This window comes from Enterobacter sp. JMULE2 (genome assembly GCF_013337145.1).
GTDB lineage: Bacteria > Pseudomonadota > Gammaproteobacteria > Enterobacterales > Enterobacteriaceae > Enterobacter > Enterobacter mori.
This window is the reverse complement of the sequence record NZ_SGWD01000013.1, coordinates 49544-73642: the sequence shown is the minus strand read 5'-3', so window position 1 is coordinate 73642 and position 24099 is coordinate 49544. Positions and strand designations below refer to the sequence as shown.

General features: G+C 50.6%; 16 protein-coding genes and 5 pseudogenes. 10 read left to right on the top strand and 11 right to left on the bottom strand.

From position 1 onward, the window contains the following. The first annotated feature begins 66 nt into the window (after positions 1–66). Positions 67–1542, top strand: coding sequence for a ketol-acid reductoisomerase (ilvC, locus tag EXW94_RS12595; protein WP_174340255.1), 1476 nt, complete (start codon positions 67–69; stop codon positions 1540–1542). Positions 1543–1579: 37 nt separating this feature from the next. Here the strand turns inward: ilvC and trmL are convergent, their stop codons facing one another. The 4 genes from trmL to lldP all read right to left on the bottom strand — a co-directional run bounded on the left by trmL (position 1580) and on the right by lldP (position 5741). Next, on the bottom strand, positions 1580–2053 hold the full coding sequence (gene trmL / locus EXW94_RS12590) for a tRNA (uridine(34)/cytosine(34)/5-carboxymethylaminomethyluridine(34)-2'-O)-methyltransferase TrmL (RefSeq protein WP_120159839.1): 474 nt from the start codon (positions 2051–2053) through the stop codon (positions 1580–1582). Positions 2054–2131: 78 nt separating this feature from the next. Next, positions 2132–3319: an FMN-dependent L-lactate dehydrogenase LldD gene (gene lldD / locus EXW94_RS12585; RefSeq protein WP_120159840.1), complete on the bottom strand. Its 1188-nt coding sequence runs from the start codon at positions 3317–3319 to the stop codon at positions 2132–2134. Next, complete coding sequence (lldR, locus tag EXW94_RS12580; RefSeq protein WP_174340254.1) at positions 3316–4089, bottom strand: transcriptional regulator LldR; 774 nt, start codon at positions 4087–4089, stop codon at positions 3316–3318. The genes lldD and lldR overlap by 4 nt, the downstream gene beginning before the upstream one ends. Next, positions 4086–5741 carry an L-lactate permease gene (gene lldP / locus EXW94_RS12575; RefSeq protein WP_174340253.1) on the bottom strand — a complete coding sequence of 552 codons (1656 nt, stop codon included), beginning with the start codon at positions 5739–5741 and terminating at the stop codon, positions 4086–4088. Before lldP ends, lldR begins: the two co-directional genes overlap by 4 nt. A 443-nt stretch (positions 5742–6184) precedes the next feature. Here lldP and EXW94_RS12570 point away from each other — a divergent pair, with 443 nt between their 5' ends. The 7 genes and pseudogenes from EXW94_RS12570 to EXW94_RS28235 form a co-directional block, all read left to right on the top strand. Next, positions 6185–7375: an integrase arm-type DNA-binding domain-containing protein gene (locus tag EXW94_RS12570; protein ID WP_174340252.1), complete on the top strand. Its 1191-nt coding sequence runs from the start codon at positions 6185–6187 to the stop codon at positions 7373–7375. Between the two features lie 111 nt (positions 7376–7486). Next, positions 7487–7946: pseudogene (locus EXW94_RS28060) on the top strand (tyrosine-type recombinase/integrase); the annotation flags it as partial. Between the two features lie 200 nt (positions 7947–8146). Next, a complete protein-coding gene (locus EXW94_RS12560) occupies positions 8147–10819 on the top strand; it encodes a DNA methyltransferase (protein WP_174340251.1) in 2673 nt (890 codons plus the stop codon). 40 nt (positions 10820–10859) lie between these two features. After that, positions 10860–12875, top strand: coding sequence for a DEAD/DEAH box helicase (locus EXW94_RS28510; RefSeq protein ID WP_309232511.1), 2016 nt, complete (start codon positions 10860–10862; stop codon positions 12873–12875). Between the two features lie 3 nt (positions 12876–12878). Continuing rightward, the gene (locus EXW94_RS12550; protein ID WP_174340250.1) at positions 12879–14141 is read left to right on the top strand and encodes a GIY-YIG nuclease family protein; all 1263 of its coding nucleotides are present in this window, start codon (positions 12879–12881) and stop codon (positions 14139–14141) included. A 22-nt stretch (positions 14142–14163) separates the two neighbouring features. Next, positions 14164–14475 (top strand): annotated as a pseudogene (locus EXW94_RS28505) (transposase); the annotation flags it as partial. Positions 14476–14556: 81 nt separating this feature from the next. Next, positions 14557–15006, top strand: a pseudogene (locus EXW94_RS28235) (transposase); the annotation flags it as partial. Between the two features lie 36 nt (positions 15007–15042). Here the strand turns inward: EXW94_RS28235 and EXW94_RS12535 are convergent. The 5 genes and pseudogenes from EXW94_RS12535 to EXW94_RS12525 form a co-directional block, all read right to left on the bottom strand. Then, positions 15043–16224, bottom strand: coding sequence for a restriction endonuclease (locus tag EXW94_RS12535; protein WP_174340249.1), 1182 nt, complete (start codon positions 16222–16224; stop codon positions 15043–15045). 103 nt (positions 16225–16327) lie between these two features. Beyond that, a complete protein-coding gene (locus EXW94_RS28230; RefSeq protein WP_254797837.1) occupies positions 16328–16936 on the bottom strand; it encodes a hypothetical protein in 609 nt (202 codons plus the stop codon). Then, complete coding sequence (locus EXW94_RS28225; protein ID WP_254797835.1) at positions 16875–17327, bottom strand: PD-(D/E)XK nuclease family protein; 453 nt, start codon at positions 17325–17327, stop codon at positions 16875–16877. Before EXW94_RS28225 ends, EXW94_RS28230 begins: the two co-directional genes overlap by 62 nt. A gap of 165 nt (positions 17328–17492) precedes the next feature. After that, positions 17493–17651, bottom strand: a pseudogene (locus EXW94_RS28220) (ISAs1 family transposase); the annotation flags it as partial. A gap of 40 nt (positions 17652–17691) precedes the next feature. Further along, positions 17692–18282: a hypothetical protein gene (locus EXW94_RS12525; protein ID WP_174340248.1), complete on the bottom strand. Its 591-nt coding sequence runs from the start codon at positions 18280–18282 to the stop codon at positions 17692–17694. 163 nt (positions 18283–18445) lie between these two features. Between EXW94_RS12525 and EXW94_RS12520 the strand changes: the two genes are divergently transcribed. Together EXW94_RS12520 and EXW94_RS12515 are read left to right on the top strand one after the other, a co-directional pair. After that, positions 18446–19477, top strand: coding sequence for an IS630 family transposase (locus EXW94_RS12520; protein ID WP_174339222.1), 1032 nt, complete (start codon positions 18446–18448; stop codon positions 19475–19477). Positions 19478–19514: 37 nt separating this feature from the next. Further along, positions 19515–19996, top strand: a pseudogene (locus tag EXW94_RS12515) (transposase); the annotation flags it as partial. Between the two features lie 60 nt (positions 19997–20056). On the opposite strand, the gene glgP reads toward EXW94_RS12515, so the two are convergent. Next, positions 20057–22504, bottom strand: a complete 2448-nt coding sequence (gene glgP / locus EXW94_RS12510) for a glycogen phosphorylase (protein ID WP_174340247.1) — start codon at positions 22502–22504, stop codon at positions 20057–20059. A gap of 164 nt (positions 22505–22668) precedes the next feature. Further along, positions 22669–23961, bottom strand: coding sequence for a glucose-1-phosphate adenylyltransferase (gene glgC / locus EXW94_RS12505; RefSeq protein WP_174340246.1), 1293 nt, complete (start codon positions 23959–23961; stop codon positions 22669–22671). Positions 23962–24099 lie beyond the last annotated feature (138 nt).

Sequence of the window (24099 nt, the reverse complement as noted above, 5' to 3'; positions counted from 1 at the left end):
TGTGGGTACATTCTCGCTGAAACGCGAACCGAACAATAAGACACACAACATCACGAGGTATCACCCATGGCTAACTACTTTAATACACTGAACTTGCGCCAGCAGCTGGCGCAGCTGGGCAAATGCCGCTTCATGGCGCGCGACGAATTTGCCGATGGCGCGAGCTACCTTCAGGGTAAAAAAGTGGTCATCGTCGGCTGTGGCGCGCAGGGTCTGAACCAGGGCCTGAACATGCGTGACTCCGGGCTGGATATCTCTTACGCCCTGCGTAAAGAAGCGATTGCCGAAAAGCGTGCTTCCTGGCGTAAAGCGACCGAAAACGGCTTCAAAGTGGGTACCTACGAAGAGCTGATCCCGCAGGCGGATCTGGTGGTTAACCTGACGCCAGACAAGCAGCACTCAGACGTTGTGCGTTCCGTACAGCCGCTGATGAAAGACGGCGCGGCGCTGGGTTACTCCCACGGCTTCAACATCGTGGAAGTGGGCGAGCAGATCCGTAAAGACATCACCGTAGTGATGGTGGCACCGAAGTGCCCGGGTACCGAAGTCCGTGAAGAGTACAAACGTGGTTTCGGCGTGCCGACCTTGATCGCGGTTCACCCGGAAAACGATCCGAAAGGCGAAGGCATGGCGATTGCCAAGGCATGGGCAGCGGCGACTGGCGGCCACCGTGCGGGCGTTCTGGAATCGTCCTTCGTTGCTGAAGTGAAATCTGACCTGATGGGCGAGCAGACCATTCTGTGCGGCATGCTGCAGGCCGGTTCTCTGCTGTGCTTCGACAAGCTGGTGGAAGAAGGCACCGACCCGTCCTACGCGGAAAAACTGATTCAGTTCGGCTGGGAAACCATCACCGAAGCGCTGAAGCAGGGCGGCATTACGCTGATGATGGACCGTCTGTCCAACCCGGCAAAACTGCGTGCTTACGCGCTGTCTGAACAGCTGAAAACCATCATGGCACCGCTGTTCCAGAAACACATGGATGACATCATCTCCGGCGAATTCTCTTCCGGCATGATGGCGGACTGGGCGAACGACGATAAAAACCTGCTGACCTGGCGCGAAGAGACCGGTAAAACCGCGTTTGAAAACGCTGCACAGTTCGACGGCAAAATCAGCGAGCAGGAGTACTTCGATAAAGGCGTACTGATGATCGCGATGGTGAAAGCAGGCGTTGAGCTGGCATTCGAAACCATGGTGGATTCCGGCATCATCGAAGAGTCCGCGTACTATGAATCACTGCACGAGCTGCCGCTGATCGCGAACACCATTGCCCGTAAGCGTCTGTATGAAATGAACGTGGTTATCTCTGATACCGCAGAATACGGTAACTACCTGTTCTCTTACGCCTGCGTACCGCTGCTGAAAGAGTTTATGACCACTCTGCAGCCAGGCGATCTGGGCAAAGCGATTGCAGAAGGTGCGGTTGACAACGCGCAGCTGCGTGACGTAAACGACGCGATCCGCAGCCACGAAATCGAGAAAGTGGGCCAGAAACTGCGCGGCTACATGACCGATATGAAGCGTATCGCGGTAGCAGGCTAAATCGACGAATCGGGTGGCGAAAGCCACCCGACATGTTTCAGCTACGCAGTACTGCGCCAGGGTATCCCAGCTGGCGCCACGCCTCATACACCACCACCGACACCGCATTCGACAGATTCATGCTGCGGCTGTCCGGCATCATCGGAATACGAATTTTTTGCTCGGCAGGCAAGGCATCAAGAATGGTGGCCGGCAGGCCACGCGTTTCCGGGCCAAACATCAGATAATCCCCGTCCTGATAGCTCACCGCGCTGTGCGCTGGGGTGCCTTTGGTGGTCAGGGCGAACATGCGCTGCGGTTTTTCGGCTTCCAGAAACGTGGCGTAATCGTGATGACGAACCACGGCAGTAAATTCATGGTAATCCAGCCCCGCGCGACGCAGGCGCTTGTCGTCCCACGCAAAGCCCATCGGCTCAATAATATGCAGGCGAAAGCCGGTGTTGGCACACAGTCGGATGATGTTGCCGGTATTGGGTGGTATTTCTGGTTCGAATAAAACGATGTTAAGCATGCTGCCCCCTTAATTGCGGGGGCAGAATAGCATCCCCTCACCCCTTTGGGGAGAGGGCCAGGGTGAGGGGATCAGACCTTAAGCAGCGTCGCCATGCGACAGCGGGGCCAGCGCCGCAGGCAGTTTACTCAACTCCTGCACCAGCGAATCCTTGCTAATTTCGCTAATCGTCTTCGCACCGGTCAGCGTCATCGCCACCTTCATCTCTTTCTCGATCAGGTTCAGCAGGTTCGCCACGCCCGCCTGACCGCTGGTGGCCAGCGCGTACAGGTACGCACGACCCAGCAGCACGCTGTCTGCCCCCAGGGCAATCATGCGCACCACGTCCAGCCCGTTACGAATGCCGCTGTCGGCCAGAATCGCGATGTCCCCTTTCACCGCATCGGCGATGGCGGGCAGCGCGCGGGCAGAAGAGAGCACGCCGTCGAGCTGGCGTCCGCCGTGGTTAGAGACCACGATCCCGTCCGCGCCGAAGCGCACCGCATCGCGGGCATCTTCCGGGTCGAGGATCCCTTTGATCACCATCGGGCCGTCCCAGAATTCGCGGATCCACTCCAGGTCTTTCCACGAGATGGACGGATCGAAGTTATTCGCCAGCCAGCCGATGTAATCTTCCAGCCCGGTTGGTTTGCCGAGATAGGTCGAAATATTTCCCAGATCGTGTGGACGTCCGTTCAGACCCACATCCCACGCCCACTGCGGGTGGGTGACGGCCTGCCAGTAGCGGCGCAGGGCGGCGTTAGGGCCGCTCATGCCGGAGTGGGCATCACGATAGCGCGCGCCGGGGGTCGGCATATCGACGGTAAAGACCAGCGTGGAGCAGCCTGCCGCTTTGGCGCGCTCAAGGGCGTTACGCATAAAGCCGCGATCGCGCAGGACGTACAGCTGGAACCACATCGGGCGCTTGATGGTCGGGGCGACCTCTTCAATCGGACAGACGGACACGGTGGAAAGGGTAAACGGAATGCCTTTGGCATCCGCCGCCGCCGCGGCCTGCACTTCGCCACGGCGGGCATACATCCCGCATAAGCCTACAGGCGCGAGCGCCACGGGCATGGAGAGCGTTTCGTTGAACAGTTTCGTCTCAAGGCTCAGGTCAGACATATTCTTCAGCACGCGCTGGCGCAGGGCCACCTCAGACAGATCTTCCACGTTGCGGCGCAGGGTGTATTCGGCATACGCCCCGCCGTCGATGTAGTGGAACAGGAACGGGGGCAAAATGCGCTGCGCCGCGGCGCGATAGTCACTGGCTGCTGAAATAATCATGCTTTGTTCTCCCTGGAAATATCACTGTCGCCAGGCAGACGGGTAATACGCGCCTGTCGGGCCTGGTCTTCATCGAATCGTTTAATGGTGGTGTGCACGAAGCCGAGATGCGCCATCATCGCTTTGCGTGCGGCCTCGGCATCACCGGCCAGAATGGCCTTGAGCACCGCCTCGTGCTGTTCGGTCAGCTGGGCAAATACCGGCGGAACCAGATACATCCGCTGGCGGCTCTGTTTAACGGAGGACTGCAGCAGGTCGAAGAACCCGCGCATGGTCTGGAGCAGCACCACGTTGTGCGACGCCTCGGCAATCGCCAGGTGAAAACGCACGTCCGCCTGGGAGGCGATATCCGGGTCGCTGCTTTGCGTGGCCTCAAAGCAGGCGATGAGTTTCTCTTTGTCGGCCTCGGTTGCCCGCATGGCCGCGTGCCACGCGGTGCTGGTTTCGATGGCGTGACGCGCTTCGAGGATGTCAAAGCTGTAGTCCGGGTCGTTTTCCATCAGCGTTTTCAGCGGCTGGACGATGTTTTGCTCGGACCAGTCATCATGCTGCCAGCGCACGAACGTGCCGCCGCCGCGACGGCTCAGCAGCACCCCTTCGTTAACCAGCGTCGCCAGCGCCTCGCGCAGTGAATTGCGCGACACGCCAAGCTGGGCGGCAAGCTGGCGTTCGGCGGGCAATTTCATGCCCGCTTCCAGATGTTGTTCTTCAATCAGCGCCCTCACGCGAGTGGCAATCTCGTCGGAGAGGCGTCTGGGCATCACTATCATGGAATCATCCAGGTTAAGACATAGGCCTGCAGCGTGGTAATAACGCCCACCATACAGGTAAATATCAGGCTGTGTTTAACGGTAAAGCGGAACAGATCCGACTCTTTACCCACCAGTCCCACCGCGGCACAGGCAATGGCAATGGACTGCGGGGAAATCATCTTCCCGGTCACGCCGCCGGTGGTGTTAGCGGCGACCAACAGCACGTCCGACACGCCAATCTGCTGCGCAGCCGTCGCCTGCAGGGCGGCAAACAGGGCGTTTGACGAGGTATCGGAACCGGTCAGGAACACCCCCAGCCAGCCGAGGAACGGCGAGAAGAAGGTAAACGCGTGGCCGGTATGCGCCAGCGCCAACGCCAGCGTCGACGACAGGCCGGAGTAGTTCGAGATAAACGCGAACGCCAGCACCATGCCGATGGAGTAGATCGGCAGCATCAGCTCTTTAATCGTCGCCGCAAAGGTCTGCACTGCGGCGGCAGGCTTCATGCGCAGCCACACCACGGAAAGGAGTGCGGCAAACAGAATGGCCGTGCCGGTAGCGGAGAACCAGTCAAATTTGAATACCGCCGCGTACGGCGTGGCGTCGTGCACCACCGGCGGCATACGCGCGACCATCTTGTCGAGGAACGGCACGGAGATGTTAACCACCATGTTGTAAAGCGCGCCGCCCGGAGCGAACAGCACTTTAAACGGCGGAATGCTCCACAGCGTCACGGTGGCGGTCAGGAACAGGAACGGTGACCAGGCGCGGACGATCTGCCCGGCCGTATAGCCCGTGCGGGCCAGAGTCTGATCCACGTGCGACGCGCCCATATCGGCAAAGCGGAAGATGCGCACCGGCTGCCAGCGTTTCAGGAACAGGGTCAGACAGACCAGCGACACCAGCGACGAGATAATGTCCGGCAGTTCCGGCCCGAGGAAGTTGGAGCTGAGGTACTGGGCAATGGCGAACGAACCGCCCGCCACCATCACCGCGGGCCAGGTCTCCTTCACGCCGCGCCAGCCGTCCATAATCGCCATGATCCAGAACAGGACGATAATGGTCAGGAACGGTAACTGGCGGCCCACCATCTGGCCGATCTCAAAGCTGTCCAGCCCGGTCACCTGTCCGGCTACCAGAATGGGGATCCCCATCGCGCCGAAGGCCACCGGCGCGGTATTCACAATCAGGCACAGGCCCGCGGCATACAGCGGGTTAAAGCCCAGACCCACCAGCAGCGCCGCGGTGATCGCCACCGGTGCGCCAAATCCTGCCGCCCCTTCCAGAAATGCTCCGAAGGAGAAGCCGACGATCAGCATCTGCAAACGCTGGTCCGGCGTGATGGAGAGAATCGACGAGCGAATGATGTCGAACTGCCCGGTTTTTACCGAGATTTTGTAGACAAAGACGGCGGCGATGATGATCCACGCAATCGGCCACAGTCCGTAGAAGAAGCCATAGACGACGGAGGCCAGCGCGCGATCGACCGGCATTTTGTAGAAGAACAACGCCACCATCAGGGCGATGGCAACGGTATAGGTCGCGGCGAGGTAGCCCTTCAGCTTGAGCTTAATCAGCGCAAAGAAGAAGAACAGGATCGGAAGCGATGCGATCAGGCTCGACAGCCAGATATTCCCGGCCGGATCGTAGTTTTGTTGCCAGAGGCTCATGCAGGTCTCCTGGGGACCACACAGTTAGCGTTGCGGGTGAGTCTCCGCTCATCTCTGCGTCACAGTCTGTGTAAAAGTGGTCCTGCCAATGTTGTGTTGTAGGGTTAATGACAACAAATGGTTAACCAAATGTTATGGTCAGGCAATGAGTTTGTGAGCGAAAATAATGGAATTGTGAACCAAGGGAGGAAGAAAAGGGGAATTGGTTGGGCCAATTTGAAGCGGGGTGGGGTCTGATGCCCTCACCCCGGCCCTCTCCCACAGGGAGGATCCAATCCGGTCTGTTGAATTCAACACAAATCAACAGACCTCTCTCTTTCTTTTCAGTATCGCCTTATTATAAGGCCTCATCACCCGTTTACCTTCCCTGAACGTCAACCGGGCTCTACCGGCATCATGCTGCGTTTGGGGGCCATTTCAGGGGCTATTTTCAGGTTATCTTCATGCCACTTACCGTACGACAAATTGAGTCGGCCAGACCTGCCGACAGGGACTACAAGCTTACCGACGGTCAGGGACTCTACCTGCTTGTCAAAACATCCGGGGCCCGTTACTGGAATCTGAAGTATCGCTTTGCGGGCAAGGAAAAGAAACTGACGATTGGCGTCTACCCGACCGTTACCCTGGCTCAGGCCCGTCAGCAGCGAGATGAGGCCCGCAGACTCCTGGCCGGAGGGAAAGACCCTTCATATGAAAAACAGGCCCGTAAGCAGGCGTTCCGGGAAAGCATCGCCAGCACCTTTCGCACGCTTGCTGAAGAATGGTTCACGCATATGGCACGCCGATGGACGCCACGCTATCTGGAAGACCAGCGGGCAAGAGTCGAAAATCACCTTTTTCCTGCAATAGGTGAGCGCCCGGTGACGGACATCCGTCCCCTGGAGATACTGAATGCCCTGCGGGTTATTGAAACGCAGGGCAAGCTGGAAGCACTGCGCAAAACCCGTCAGACCTGTGTTCAGGTATTTGATTACGCCATCGCAACAGGCCGGGCCACCGTCAATCCGGCCTCGGCACTCAGCAGCGTGCTGCTTCCGCCTGAACGCCAGCACCACCGGACGCTGACCGGGGAACAGCTGGGAGAATGCATGCGCGAGATGGAAGCCTCAGAAAACCTGATGGCGCTGGCAACGCGGCTTCTGGCACTGACGGCCGTGCGCACCGGGGAGCTTCGCCTGGCCACCTGGGATGAATTTGATTTCACCCGTGCCCTGTGGGAAATTCCGAAGGAGAGAATGAAAATGCGCCGGCCGCATATCGTGCCCCTTTCACGCCAGGCGCTGGCATTGCTGGCAGAGATAAAATTACGTACCGCTGCACGTCAGTCCCACTTCGTTCTGCCGGGCGCGCGCCGCAGTGACCAGCCGCGCAGCCGGAAGTGCATCAACGAGTTTCTTCAGCAGGCTGGCTGGCATACCTTCACTACCGCCCACGGATTTCGCCATGCGTTCAGCACCCTCACCCACGACCATGATTTCAGTTCGGCATGGATTGAGCTTCAGCTCGCACATGTGGACAAGAACGCGGTGCGGGGTACCTACAACCATGCGCAGTACCTTGAGGGCAGACGGGAAATGATGCAGTGGTACGCTGATTATATTGACAAGCTCCTCAGTTCATCGACAAACAGTTAGTGGTTGTTCTCCGCACCTGAAGGTGTGGAGAACGCCATTCTTTAATTTTTTGTTTGTTCTATAGCCTTCTGGCATATTTACCGCGCTGCATGGACTTTAGCGTGAAGCGATCCAGGGGGAAACATTTCACTGAAGAGCTCAAAAATTCACACACCGTATATTATCCCTCTTACCGATAGCCTGTCGAACTTCTCAAAGAAATACAGGTGATCAACGGAGGGCATAAACTGATATTTACTGGCGATCATTTACCCTTCAAACCCATGAGCGAGAACACCGTAAACAGTGCGCTACGGGTTGTGGGGTATGATACTAAGGTTGAGGTTTGCGGCCACGGCTTCCGTAGAATGGCTTGTAGTTCGTTAATTGAGTCAGGGCTATGTCGAAGGATGCTGTAGAACGCCAGATGAGCCATCAGGAACGCAACGGCGTACGAGCGGCTTATATCCATAAAGCGGAATTTCTGGATGAACGCAGGCTGATGCTGCAATGGTGGGCTGATTTTCTTGATGCTAATCGGGGAAAGGGGGTAAGCCCGTTTGATTTTGGCAAACTAGAGGCTAAGCGGTAGTACTGGCTGTCTTGGGATTAATTTCCGCTGAGGGTTAAGTACTATGAGCAAAGCCTGCCACCCTACGGTGGCAGGCATAGGGCTTAAGTTTTTTTTTTTTGATACAATCGAGGTAACGCATTGGAACTACTTGATAAAATTTTCTTCGGTTAGAATGAGTGCATCATCCTCTACGGGTATTGTATTTTTTAGGAAAAATAATGGCTGTTAATCAGGCGAAAATTTTTGAACATCTCGAACTACTGGTTGAAAATCCTGAGCAAGACGAATTTATCTACGGCTTTTTAACTGCTTTTGAGTTCCCTAAAGCTACCCTAAGTCTCATTCGGCAAGGCGGGGCGCGTAATGTTGCGAAAGAGCCAGGACACGTTGCATTAAAAAATAAACTCTACTACCAGCCAGTAGCGGATAATGATGATCTTGAATCTGCTTTTGACCAACGTATTGCCGATGCGGCGGTTGCAAAAAATAAGATCCGCTTTGTTCTAATAACAAATTTTGTTCGCTTTTTAGCCTGGGACACTCTGACACAGGAACGTCTCGATATTGAGTTTGAAGAGTTACCACGTAACTATGGTTTTTTCTTACCGCTGGTCGGGCTGGAGAAGGCTATTCTCAATAGTGAAAATCCGGCTGATGTGAAAGCCGCTGAAAAAATGGGCAAGCTGTTTGATCTTATCAAGGAGCGTAATGATTTAAGCAAAGCAGAAGACATCCACGCGCTTAATGTTTTCCTCACTCGTTTGTTGTTTTGCTTTTTTGCCGAAGACACTGGCATCTTTGAAAAAGGTCAGTTTACTTCCGCAGTTAAGAGTTACACAGCTGAGGATGGAAGCGATTTAGATCAGTTCCTAATGGGCCTATTTACTGTGATGAATAGCAAGCTGGATAGTCCATTACGGCAGTCACTTCCTATTCATTTCACTACGTTCCCCTATGTTAATGGTGGTTTATTTGCCAGCGATGAACCTGTTCCTGAGCTGGGGTTGAAGGGCAGACGTATCTTACTTGAATGCAGTGCAATGGACTGGAGTGAGATTAACCCCGACATTTTCGGCAGCATGTTTCAGGCTGTGATTGATGTAGAGCAGCGTAGCCGATTAGGCCAGCATTACACCTCCTACAGCAACATAATGAAGGTTATACAACCTCTGTTTCTTGAACCACTGCGTAACGAATTGGAAAAGCAGCGTACAAATACTAATGGTCTTAAACGATTACTGGTTCGCTTGGGCGAAATTAAGGTTTTCGATCCAGCATGTGGTTCCGGTAATTTTCTGATTGTTGCTTATAAAGAACTGCGTCTATTGGAAATGGATGTTATTAGGGCTCTATTGCAGAGTGATCCGCAATCGTTTCTTATGAGCAGGATTCATCTCGACCAGTTCTATGGTATTGAGATCGATGACTTTGCCTGTGAGATAGCCCGTCTTTCCTTATGGCTTGCAGAGCATCAGTTAAATAAACAGTGGGAAGAACATATTGGTTCAGCACCACCAGCGTTGCCGTTGCGATCATCCGGTAAAATTTGGAGCGGTAACAGCCTGCAAAAAGATTGGCAGGAAGTATGTCCAAAAGGGGTTGATGATGAGGTTTATGTGATAGGCAACCCACCTTTTTTAGGGACGCTAGGTCGGTCTGATCAACAGCGTGCTGATATGCAGGCTGTATTTAGCGGCTTCAAATCATTAGGTGGCCTAGATTTTGTTGCCTGCTGGTTTTGGAAGGGAGCGCAATATATTCAGAATAGCCGTGCTGAGCTGGCACTGGTGGCTACAAACTCTTTATGTCAGGGAGAGCAGGTAGCAACGTTATGGCCTTCTATATTCGAGTTGGGACTGAGTATTCATTTCGCTTACCCTACCTTTGCATGGGCAAATAATGCTCGTGATAAAGCAGCGGTGCATGTGGTTATTGTTGGTTTATCAGGACGAAGCAAAACGCGTCAACTCTACCAGCAGGTAGACGGGCATTGGCACAGTAAGCTGGTGAACAACATTAGCCCTTATCTGATTGAAGGCAGTAACATAGCCGTGTCGGCAAAAAAAAAACCGATGGTAAAGAATGTTCCCCAGCTATTGTTTGGAAATAAGCCTACCGATGGTGGTCATTTGCTAATGGATCGTCGTGAACGTGATATGTTGCTAAGACTGGAGCCTCAAGCTGCCCCCTGGATTAAAAGAGTTATGGGAGCGGATGAATTTCTGAATGGTAAAGAGCGCTGGTGTTTATGGTTGGCAGATATTACCAATAAAGAGCTTCAGTCGATGCCGCTCGTCTTAGACCGAGTACAAAAAGTAGCAGAAGCAAGGCGTAAAAGCCCAGACAAAGGCGCTCAGAAAATGGCTGAGCGCCCTCATCAATTTAGAGATTTAAATAATCCAAATGATTATATTCTGATACCTAGTGTTTCATCAGAGCGACGAGCCTATGTTCCTATTGGCTTTTATGATGCCAGTGTAATTTCAACTAATCTGAATTACATTCTCCCGAATGGCACTTTGTACGAGTTTGCTATCCTGACCTCCATAATGCACAACGACTGGATGCGGCTAGTGGCAGGTCGTCTTGAAAGTCGCTACCGCTATTCAGCAACAGTCGTTTATAACTCCTTCCCTTGGCCTAGCGTGACTGATGAACAGCGTAATTCGCTTATTGCATTGGCAAAAACAGTATTACTGATGCGGGAAAATTACCCAGAAAATACTCTAGCTGAGTTGTATGATCCGCTGAAAATGCCTGCGGATCTTTTGGAAGCCCACCAGACGCTGGATCGGGCCGTTGATCGACTTTATCGTGACAAGCCATTTAAGGACGCCACTGAGCGTTTGAGCTTCCTGTTGGAACGCTACGAAGCTATGACTAAGGCATAAGGTTCCGATCTGCCAGCTAAGGCCTAAAGAGGATTGAATTGTGGAAAATATTTTACAGGTTACGTACGGGCAGACCGGACAAAGTGCGTGTATTGATGAGCTTGGTATGCGGGAAATGCAGGCACGAGCCTTTGAGCAGCGTAACAGCCCTTATCTGATTATCAAAGCCCCACCAGCGTCGGGTAAATCAAGAGCATTGATGTTTCTTGCCCTGGATAAGCTTGTTAATCAGAGGTTACGCAAAGCCATTGTCGCGGTTCCTGAAATGTCTATCGGAGGATCGTTTAAAGATACTAAACTTACTAAGCACGGTTTCTTTGCTGACTGGAAAGTAAAACCTGAAAATAATCTGTGCATTGGCGGTGGAGAGGCTGGGAAGGTTGAAGCCTTTAAACGATTTATGGCGAGTCCTGACGACATTCTGGTCTGTACTCATGCTACTCTGCGTTTTGCTTTCGATAAGCTGAACGTTGAATCGTTTAATGACTGTCTGGTTGCAATTGATGAGTTCCATCATGTCTCAGCGGATGAAAATAACCGTTTGGGCAATCTGATTGATGCCCTGATGAAAGGTTCCAACGCACATATTGTTGCAATGACGGGTTCTTACTTCCGAGGGGATACCGTACCCATTCTGCAACCCGAAGATGAGGCTCAGTTCACGAAAGTGACCTATACCTACTACGAACAGCTCAATGGATATCAGTATTTAAAATCTTTGGGCATTGGCTACCATTTTTATCAGGGGCCGTACATCAAGGCACTACCTTCGGTGCTGGATGCCAGCAAGAAAACCATCATCCATATTCCCAATATTAATTCCGGCGAATCAACGAAAGATAAACATGCCGAGGTTGATGCCATCCTGGATGCGTTGGGAGAGGTGCAACTGCAAGAGCCAGATACCGGTATTTATCGAGTGAAACGCAAAAGCGATGGCAAATTGTTGCGCGTAGCGAATCTGGTAGATGATAACCCGGCGGAAAGACCGAAAGTACAGGCGTATCTGCGTAATATCCACTCTGTTGACGATATGGATATCATTATTGCGTTAGGTATGGCGAAAGAGGGGTTTGACTGGCCATTCTGTGAACATGTGCTGACCATTGGTTATCGCAGCTCAATGACAGAAATTGTGCAAATAATTGGGCGTGCAACACGGGATTGTGAAGGCAAAACTCACGCACAGTTTACTAACCTTATTGCTCAGCCTGATGCTCAAGATGATGACGTTAAAGTATCAGTAAACAACATGCTTAAAGCCATCACCACTTCGTTGTTGATGGAGCAGATCATGGCTCCAAGTATTCAATTTAAACCACGATCTCAATGGACTGGCGAGCCGTTACCTGCCAATACGGTTCTGGTTGATGATTATGCACTACCAGTATCAGACAAGGTTCTAACAATCCTTAACGGCGGTAAAAACGAGATCCTGGCTGCGCTAATGGCAAATGAGCAGGTGGTTAAAGAGGCTATTTCCGAGTCAACACCGCCTGAGGTAATTACTCAGGTAGTGTTACCATCGGTTATACAAACGCTTCACCCTGACCTGACTCAATACGAACTAGAACAGGTTCGCAGCGGTATTTTGCAGAGTCTTTTTGTAGGCCAATGTGGTGGGCTAGTTGATGAAGCCGATTTGCCGTCGGATGCCATCATTGATAACGGCCAAGGTCAGCGTTCCGGCAATTCGAATGATTCATTAAACGTAAACAATCAGTTTATAAAAATGGGTGATAAATTCATCAATATTGAAAACTTGAATATTGACTTAATTGATGCGGTAAATCCTTTCCACGGTGCTTATGAGATTCTATCAAAATCAGTCACCGCGACGATGTTAAAAACTATTCAGGAAGCAGTCAGAGCGAATCAGGCGCAGGTATCTGAGGAAGAAGCTGTGATGCTCTGGCCAAGAATTAAAGCGTTTGCAAGTGAGCATAAAAGGGAGCCATCGCTGAATGCCAGTGACGCAATAGAGGTTCGTTATGCAGAAGCGTTAGCTTACATCCGAAAAATGAAACAACAGCGTACTGTGCGACAGGAACCGTAACTTATGCTCAGACTTTCACCTCTTCAAGCTCGTCAAAAAGTGACAATAGATGATATTTTTTCTGAACCGGACGATCTTGGTTTACTCGTAGTTGAACCACTAAAAATATATTCTCCTACGGGTAATCTGCCTGTAAGCAGATTAGAAGAGATTAATGCATTTTATGTGGTTCATGGGCGTCCACCTCTATCCGATTCGGAGGAATTTAAGGAAACGTTGCTAGCACAGCGTTTGAGGGCTCTCAAGGATAACAAGCAATATCGCAAGATGCTGCAGCCATTTGATATTCATGGCTTACTCGCAGGTGAAAATAACGAGAATACCCTTGAATCATCTGTATCATTCTCACTTCCTCTCGTCGAGGTTGATAGGTCGGAGTTGGTCACCTCTCTGGACGATATCTTTGCTGATGACGATGATGGATTGCTCTCATTTGCTGAGCCCGATATTTTCACGTTAAAACATGTTCCGGTTGAAAAGAAAATACAACCTGACGAAATTGCCAAACGACAGCCGTGCCCAGATTTTTATCGATTTTCCCCACTGTTTGAGACAGTCCAAAATGGTCTGAAAACGGGAGCGTTTTCATTTGTTCGCTTCCGCCATGAGTTAAAAATTCATGAAGGTGATTTTTTTATCCTCAATGGGGTTATGGGCTATGTAGATAAAGTTGGTGAGCGACTGGAGGAATATGCTCCCTGGAATGCACGTTTACATTTGGTGTTTGAAAACGGAACTGAGATGAATATGCTTTTCCTCTCACTTACGCATGGTCTGGTACGAGATACAGAAGGTCGTAAAGTTGTTTTAAATGGACAGGCAATTCGTCCTGATGAAGCTCCGGTTCCGACAGGATATATCTATGTCCTTGCCACGCGTAGCGACAAGCCAGCTCTTCAACGTTTTAAACCTGATTTGTATAAAATTGGCTTTACCGAAGGAACTATCGAAGAGCGCATCAAACACGCTGAAAAAGATAAAACATTCCTCGAAGCACCCGTTCGTATAGTCATGACAACGCAATGTTTCAATATCAACACTCACAAATTTGAAACGCTTATTCACGGTTTTTTAGGTAAGCAACGGCTCAATATCACATTACGGGGTTTAGATGGACAAACTTATCATCCCCGCGAATGGTTTCATGCGCCTTTAGAGACTGTGCTCTGTGTGATCAAGTACATTCTTGACGGTACAATTTCGAAATACCGGATGGACAATACGACAGGGAAGATTGTGGAGAAGAAAGGTACTGGTCATTCATGAAGCGAGTGGAAATCATTTGGCTATGATTCGAGCATTCTACCCGAGAATATCCGCCACATCGGTTCATTCCCGCAGACGCGGGGGATACTTGCAAAAATCTCATCAGGATCGTAAGCGCCCCGTCAGCGACGTCTGTCGACGAACCTTTAATACGGCGATGACAGAACCGACAGCCCCACGCCAGCGGGCAACCTACTCCATACAGTTCAAACTCGACCTGGTTCAGCGATCACTTCAACCCGGTGCCTGTGTGGCACAACTTGCCCGCCAGAACGGGATTTATGACAACCTGCTTTTCACCTGGCGTCAGCGCTATCGTCATCTGGTTGATGCGCCATCTGATGAGCCTCAGGCACCGAACATTATCCGTGACGATATTGTTCCTGTTGTGACCGCCGAATACTCTCAACCCGTGCTGCCAGCTCTCCTGCCACTGGGGGATCGATCAGAGCGGAATACGCACCTTAGTCCGCTCGGCTGTGATGTCTCCGAACAGTTGGAGCTTATCATCAGCGCTTTTAAGGTTATCGAAACACAGCGGCCAAAACTGGTCTGCTGCCGGTGTGACCACATCGTTCAAGCTTCCATGCCGTCAAAACCCATCGAACGCAGCTGCGCTGGCCCCAGTCTGCTGGCACGCATCGTCACGGCGAAGTTCGCAGAACATACGCCTCACTATCGCCAGTCGGAGATATACCTCCGTCAGGGTGTGGAGCTGAGTCGTGCAACGCTGGGGCGTTGGTGCGGTGCGGTAAGCGAACTGTTGGAGCCGCTCTGGGAGCTGCTGCGCCAGTATGTGCTGATGCCGGGGAAAGTGCATACCGACAATATCCCTGTGCCGGTACAGGAGCCGGGCAGCATAAAAAACGACAACTGTCTTGAAAAACGCCGGGCTGCAAATTTACGAGTTTGACTGGAAATCTTCGATTATCTTCTGATTGTAATCATCCAGATACTTTTGCAGTTCATCCCTGTCGATCAGACGTACCAAGGCTGATTCAGCTAACTGTTTGGCAGAACGTGTGAAGTAGGAATTAGTCACAACCATCGCTTCATCACAACCATAGAACATTTTAGCAGAGATCACCTGCTGCACCGCCGAGTTACCTACAGAACCAGAATAATTTTTCGCCTGAATAACCATATCCTTACCAAATCGAGTGACGAAAAGATCAGCCCCCTGATCTTGCGTTCTCTTGGTTTCTTTGACGTCATAACCCATAATCTGGAATATTTCTACAAGGAAATCTTCGAACTGGAAACCGTCCATTGCATCGACTAAATACATGGTGACGAATTTATTAGGGTTAAAATGCTCAAGCCGTGTAGCTAATCTATCAACCAGAATATCAAAATAAATACGTTCGCACACAGCCAAGTATTTTTTAACTTCATCAAATAAAACCAAAGGGATACCAGGTGTGGCATCCGATTTTTCATTGAATTCTACTGATGAGAACTCTATCTTATTGCTCCATATATAGAATAGAAATAATGAAAGATCTGCCCGAAAAGTGGTACCAGCTTCCTCAATCCATGACTTAAGGGATTCAGTAAGTGTAGATTTAATATGCCGTTTAACTTCCTTAGCGAAACCATAATAAAGAGCGCTAAATGACGTGGTAAGGAGCAATTTATCTAATAGCTCAGGTAATTCCTCAAGCTCATTGAACCCTTTCCTGACCAATACCTCACGGAAAAGTTGTAATTCGGAGTATATACCATTATCTGTTGAGAAATCTGCTTCCGATTTATTTTTATGTGAAAATCTGGAAGTGTGAATGAAGTTAGTAAAATATGGATCTTTTAAACTGGTGTATTTTTCGAGAACATTCTCAAGCAACTGATTAAGCTGATTTTGTTCTTTCTTTTTTCCGAACAGATCTTTCAGCACCCCCTTTGAGCGATACTGAAACTCAGGATAAAACGAAGGATTCAAAGGTGTCATTCGTTGTATATCTGCTGCTTGTGAGTTCGATGATGCTGAACCCCATGCAGACGTTTTTAAAGGTAAAATACCGTTACACCATGGACAACTAATTTCAAACGTAGTTCTGCTACACGTATCACACTGATAAATCATTTGAATATCCTCCGTTTATTCCAACTACTATGTGTTAGTCACTTCAAATTTCATTTTAATCAATCCATTTTCAAAAGCTCTGCTCTCATTCACTGAGATTTATTCATGCTCTTATCTTTGAGTCCATCCACTTGGTCATATCCTTGAGAAGTACCAGAGCATCTTTTTTACTTCTCGTATTCCCCCAAAAACTCAGTCCAAGTAGTTGCCCCTTCAATTTAATTGAAACCTCATAGTCTTCAGGGTTGGCAGTTGGAATAAAATTACCAGCACTTAAAGCAACTCGTATTTCTTCTTTTAGTGCATTAATTTCAGAATAATCATCTGAATGTACCCAACCAGATACGTAGAACTCTGCTTCATCTCGCCCATCCTCATTAGGGCGGTAGCCTAGTGTAACTCCTGTTTTACCCTGCCCCCAGCATACTGGCATCAGATGAATTTCTTTATAGAATCCCTTCAAGTTATTAATAGCCGTTGCTATATTTATATCAGGCAGCACTTCGGACACAACCAATTTAGCTTCCCCGGCGATAGCATTCTGGTACATTTCCAGCAATTGAACAGACTTGATTAAAGCCGAGAAATTTGCAGTAACAAATTCTACATTTTTATCAGATATCTTATCCATACTAACCTCACTTAATTTTTTAAGATGATTTAAAAACTCCTGATAAAAAACAGCCCACTTTCTGAACTCTTGATTCATCATCTCCCCCCCCCAGACGTCGGATGGCGGTTTCCAGCAGGAGTGAATAATTGATCAGTTGCCAACCGTCTAAGCCTTTGGCGCAGTTTCCATCTGGCTTTAATATACAACGGAATAGATTTTGATTGTTGCCGCCGTAACTATCAATCAGACTTGCATAGCTGGGGAAAGGATTATATGTATCAGCCAAAACCTTATGCTCAACACCTATGATAAATTCATCATGTCTGATAAGAATATCAAGATATTTGCCATCATCTGTTCTGGCCTCTCTAATTAATTCCAGAGAGGTGAAATCAATTTCATCAACATCGAGGGAATCATCCAGACAACATAGCAATGCTTTTAGCAACCATGGTGGCACAATTTTCTGGGCTCCCATAAACAAAGCCATCAAATCCGTTGTTGGATTTTCGAGATATCCGGAACCTCCTAATTCAAAAAATTGAATTCAACATCATCTTCAACAGAGATACCTTTCAGTTTTTCAATAAATTCGACAGAAAAAATTTCAGAATGCAACTCAACCTCCCTTTAAAAAATCTGTTTACAGACAAGATTACGAAACCCCGCAGCCCGCAAGGACTGAAGCGAAGTACTTCCTGTCCATCGCCGCACGGCGCATATATCTGCGCAATCCAGCTTTGAACTCTTTATTCTGGGATAATAGACTCACCGAAATATATTTTATCCCTGAAAATAACTCTACTGCCTCACCTGTTCATATACGATATATTACTGGAATTATCTGTAAAAACTTATAAACTACGGAAATAACGAATCTCATTCATCATTAACTGTTTCCTTTCCAGAAAGCTAACGCCCGGACATAACTCATCCAGACAGAAGTCGTTTCCTGTCAGAAAATCCAGGAATGAACCATATTCATGACAGTAATAGTCCCATGCTGACTGGTGTTTCAGTCGAACCTTTTCACATTTACTTGCGTTCATATTGTGGTGTAATGATTTTAAATACTCCACCTCATGAATAAGAAAGGGGAAACTATCCATTTCATTGAAGGAAAAAGACCATCCTTTTTCAACAGGAAATTTACCCCCAAACTCCTTTATGAGCGCCTTAATATCCTGACAAAAATAAACGAAACTGACATCACTGTCAAATGTCCGGGTTGGATAATATTCATTATATTCCTCGCATTGTCTGTCTATAAATAACCCAAGGGACGGGATGTCCTTCTCTTTATGGTAAGCATTAATCAGCGCCGGGCCGAAAAAAGCCTGTAAGTTGCTTAACTGATAATGCTCAAACTCACCTTTTGTCAGTATGGCCCTGAAAAATATGTTCAACCCTGTCAATCTGTGACGCAAGTCATGGGGCGGCCCCATGAATCTCCAGACAGTTGGTATCACTTAAGTTAGTGATAGTCTTAATACTAGTTTTTAGACTAAATAGCTGCGCCGAATAGTAGATCACTTAAAGGGAACTCAGCCCGAATTGTGCGATCTGATCAATCGCCAAATCAAAACAAATCACCAACCGGACTGAGCGATGCCGATCATAGCACCAATACCCCGCGACGAACGCCGCCTGATGCAAAAAGCTATCCATAAAACACGCGATAAAAATTATGCCCGCAGACTCACCGCTATGCTGATGCTGCACCGGGGTAACAGTGTTAGTTGCGTTGCCAGAACGCTCTGTTGCGCCCGTTCATCTGTTGGACGCTGGATTAACTGGTTCACGTTATCGGGTGTGGAAGGCCTCAAATCCTTACCGGCAGGACGCTCCCGACGCTGGCCTTTTGAGCATATTTGCACCTTGTTACGTGAACTGATAAAGCACTCTCCCGGCGATTTTGGTTATCAACGTTCACGCTGGAGCACCGAATTACTGACAATAAAAATCAATGAGATAACCGGGTGTCAGTTGCATGCAGGCACTGTGCGTCGCTGGTTGCCCTCTGCCGGACTGGTATGGCGCAGGGCTGCGCCAACGTTGCGTATCCGCGATCCGCATAAGGACGAAAAGATGGCGGCAATCCATAAAGCACTGGACGAATGCAGCGCAGAACACCCGGTCTTTTATGAGGATGAAGTGGATATCCACCTTAATCCCAAAATCGGTGCAGACTGGCAGTTGCGCGGACAACAGAAACGCGTGATAACGCCGGGGCAGAATGAAAAATACTATCTGGCCGGAGCGCTGCACAGCGGCACGGGCAAAGTCAGCTATGTGGGTGGAAACAGCAAGAGTTCGGCACTCTTCATCAGCCTGCTGAAGCACCTGAAAGGCACATATCGACGGGCAAAAACCATCACGCTCATCGTGGATAACTACATTATCCATAAAAGCCATGAAACACAGCGGTGGCTGAAAGGGAACCCGAAGTTCAGAGTGATTTATCAGCCAGTTTACTCACCGTGGGTAAACCATGTTGAGCGGTTATGGCAGGCGCTGCATGACACGATAACGCGTAATCATCAGTGCCGTTCAATGTGGCAGCTACTGAAAAAGGTTCGTCATTTTATGGAAACCGTCAGTCCCTTCCCGGGAGGACAGCATGGACTGGAAAAAGTGTAGCGGTATTAGGCGCAGCTATTTAGTCGTTGGAGTCCGGATGATTGATGTTTTAGGTCCTGAGAAGCGCAGACGGCGCAGCGTTCAGGAAAAAATTGCCATTGTTCAGCAGAGCTTTGAACCCGGAATGACCGTGTCGCTGGTCGCCCGTCAGCATGGTGTTGCTGCCAGTCAGCTGTTCCTGTGGCGTAAACAATATCAGGAAGGCAGCCTCACAGCCGTTGCCGCTGGTGAACAGGTTGTACCCGCTTCGGAGCTGGCATCTGCGATGAAGCAAATCAAAGAGCTGCAGCGTCTGCTCGGCAAGAAAACCATGGAAAACGAGCTGCTGAAAGAAGCCGTTGAATATGGCCGACAAAAAAAGTGGATAGCGCACGTGCCCTTGTTGCCGGAGGATGGCGAATAAGCCTTGTCAGTTGTTGTCTCCGGGTCTCACGTGCGCAACTGTATGGCATGTCGAAGAACTTGCAGGATCGTCGGCGCAGGCACAAGCCTGATGATACTGAAGCGCTGGCCCGTATATGGTTCAGTTCCGTCTGACTGCTCGATTGATGCTCTGCCGACCTTAACACAATGCTTGCTTTAAAGGCGTGCCTGTTTAATATGCCAGATCGTCTCGGCATACTCCTTGATGGTCCTGTCAGACGAGAAATACCCCATATTGGCGATGTTATACATCGCGGCGCTGGTCCACTTCTCCTGCTGACGGTACAGTTCGTCCACCTTATCCTGACAGTCCACGTAGCTGCGATAATCCGCCAGCACCTGGTAGTGATCGCCAAAGTTAATCAGCGAGTCCACCAGATCGCGGTAGCGGCTCGGTTCATCAGGACTAAACACGCCGGTCGCGATCTGCGTCAGCACCTGACGTAACTCTTCATCCTCTTCGTAATATTGACGCGGCGAGTAGCCTTTCCTGCGCAGCGCCTCCACCTCTTCCGTCGTATTACCGAAGATAAAGATATTTTCTTCGCCCACGTGCTCCAGCATCTCGACATTCGCCCCGTCCAGCGTGCCGATGGTCAGCGCGCCGTTAAGAGCAAACTTCATGTTACTGGTGCCGGATGCTTCCGTACCCGCCGTAGAAATCTGCTCAGAGAGATCCGCCGCCGGGATGATCATCTGCGCCAGGCTTACGCTGTAGTTCGGAATGAACACCACCTTCAGCTTGTCGCCAATGTCCGGATCCTGGTTAACCACCTTCGCCACATCGTTGATGAGATGAATGATGTGCTTCGCCATGTAGTAGGCAGAGGCCGCCTTACCGGCGAAGATCTTCACGCGCGGCACCCATTCGGCCGTTGGATCGGCCTTGATACGGTTGTAATGGGTGATTACGTGCAGCACGTTCATCAGCTGACGCTTGTATTCGTGGATGCGTTTGATCTGAACGTCGAACAGCGCTTTCGGGTTTGCCACCACGTTGAGGTGCATCGCCAGCCAGACCGCCAGACGCTTTTTGTTCAGCAGCTTGGCTTCGCGCACGGCTTTGTTCACCGTCGGGAAATCAATGTGCTGTTCCAGCTCGCTCAGCTGGCTCAAATCGGTCCGCCAGGTACGGCCGATATTCTCGTCCAGCACCTCAGAGAGCGGCTGGTTGGCCAGCGCCAGCCAGCGGCGCGGCGTGACGCCGTTGGTCACGTTGCAGAACCGCGTCGGGAAGATCTTCGCGAAATCCGCAAACAGCGACTGCACCATCAGGTTCGAGTGGAGCTCGGACACGCCGTTGACCTTGTGGCTGATGACAACCGCCAGCCAGGCCATGCGCACGCGGCGACCGTTTGATTCATCAATGATGGACGCGCGGCTCAGCAGCCCGGTATCGTTCGGGTACTGCCCCTGCAGCGTCTTGAGGAAGTAGTCGTTAATCTCAAAGATAATCTGCAGATGGCGCGGCAGGATTTTGCCGAGCATGTCCACCGGCCACGTTTCCAGCGCTTCGCTCATCAACGTGTGGTTGGTGTAGGAGAATACCTGACAGGTCACTTCAAACGCGTCATCCCAGCTGAACTTATGCTCGTCAATCAGCAGGCGCATCAGCTCCGGAATGGAGAGCACCGGGTGGGTGTCGTTAAGGTGGATCGCGGTTTTCTCCGCCAGGTTAGCGTAGGTTTTGTGCAGCTGATGGTGGCGGCTGAGGATATCCTGGATCGTCGAGGAGACGAGGAAATACTCCTGACGCAGGCGCAGCTCGCGGCCGGAGTAGGTCGAGTCGTCCGGGTACAGGACGCGGGACACGTTCTCGGAGTGGTTTTTATCTTCCACCGCCGCAAAGTAGTCCCCCTGGTTGAATTTACCGAGGTTGATTTCGCTACTGGCCTGGGCGCTCCACAGGCGCAGCGTGTTGGTGGCATCGGTGTCATAGCCGGGGATAATCTGGTCGTAGGCCACGGCCAGGATCTCTTCCGTTTCGACCCAGCGGGATTTTTTGCCTTCCTGCTGGATACGTCCGCCAAAGCGCACCTTGTAGCGCGTATTGTGGCGCTTAAACTCCCACGGGTTACCGTATTCCAGCCAGTAGTCCGGCGACTCTTTCTGGCACCCGTCGACGATATTCTGTTTGAACATGCCGTAGTCATAGCGGATGCCGTAGCCGTGGCCCGGCAGCGCCAGCGTCGCCAGAGAGTCGAGAAAGCAGGCGGCAAGACGCCCCAGGCCGCCGTTGCCGAGGCCCGGGTCGTTCTCTTCGTCGATCAGTTCTTCTAAATCTAACCCCATCTCTTCCAGGGCGGTTTTGACGTCGTCATAAATTCCGAGCGACAACAACGCGTTGGACAGCGCCCGGCCAATCAAAAATTCCATCGACAGGTAGTAAACCTGACGCGTTTCCTGCGAGAGCTGGGCGCGGTTGGAGCGCAGCCAGCGTTCAACTAAACGGTCACGCACCGCAAAAAGGGTGGCATTCAGCCACTCGTAGTTGCTGGCGATAACCGGATCTTTCCCGATGGTGAACATCAGCTTGTAGGCGATGGAGTGCTTTAACGCCTCAACGCTGAGCGTGGGTGAAGAGTAGCTAAATGGAGCGTTCATATCTGTTATGTAGTCTTCTTATATCAAGCATTACTAAAACGGGACACACTTTCGACTAAAACCATGTCCGCGACCTGACATTTTAGCTGTCATGATTGGCTGCGCTCCTGGCCTTAAGTGTGTCGTGTTTATTACATAACTGCAGAAGATGTAAATCGGTATCATTACTCCTGTTTTATTTTCAGTTGCTGCAACATTTCCCGTGTGACTAACACGATCCCCTCTTCTGAACGGTAGAAACGACGCGCGTCTTCTTCCGCGTTTTCACCAATCACCATCCCTTCAGGGATGATGCAGGCACGGTCAATAACGCAGCGACGCAGACGACATGACTGTCCTACCGAGACATCAGGCAGTAAGACTGCCGAATCGATATTACAGAATGAATTTATCCGCACACGTGGGAAAAGCACGGACTGCACCACCACCGAGCCTGAAATAATGCACCCGCCGGATACCAGCGAGTTCAGTGCCATACCATTGCTGCCGGAGCGGTCCTGCACGAATTTGGCCGGCGGCAGCGATTCCATATGGGTACGAATCGGCCAGTTCTGTTCGTACATATCCAGTTCAGGCGCGACTGACACCAGATCGAGGTTCGCTCTCCAGTACGCATCCAGGTTTCCCACATCGCGCCAGTAGGGTTCCGCATTGGGGTTGGACTGCACGCAGGACAGCGGGAAAGGATGCGCATACGCCATGCCAGCTTTCGTGATTTTCGGAATGATGTCTTTACCGAAGTCGTGGCTGGAGTTTGCGTCTTTGTCATCGTCTTCCAGCAGCTCATAAAGATAATCTGCATCAAAGACATAAATCCCCATGCTGGCGAGCGATTTGGTGTCATCGCCGGGCATGGTTGGCGGGTTCGCCGGCTTTTCAACAAAGTCGATAATTTTGTCGTCCGCATCCACGTACATCACGCCAAACGCCGTCGCTTCAGCAACGGGCACAGGCAGACACGCTACGGTGCAGCGCGCCCCTTTTTCGACGTGGTCGATCAGCATGTGGGAGTAATCCTGCTTGTAGATGTGATCTCCAGCCAGGATTAGAATATATTCTGCGTTATAGCGGCGAATGATATCGAGGTTCTGCGTCACTGCATCCGCCGTTCCGCGGTACCAGTTCTCGCCGTGGACGCGTTGCTGAGCGGGAAGGAGATCGACAAACTCGTTCATCTCTTCGCTGAAGAATGACCAGCCGCGCTGGATATGCTGAACCAGCGTATGCGACTGATACTGCGTGATGACGCCAATACGGCGAATGCCCGAGTTCAGGCAGTTGGAGAGCGCAAAGTCGATGATACGAAACTTACCACCAAAGTGAACAGCCGGTTTCGCGCGCTTGATGGTCAAATCTTTCAGACGTGTACCGCGCCCGCCCGCAAGTATCAGGGCAACTGCTTTTAATGGTAGCTGGCGTGCCAACATTAACGGATCGTTCTTCTCTAATCTAACCACCAACAACTCCTTTTTATCATTACTTAAAGTGACATCATTATGTTTACTGAATGAAAGTGTTCCTGAATTACTGGTGTAATACGGAAAACACAGCGGTTCTCGTTACCTTCATACTCAAACACACAGGATTCCCCTCTG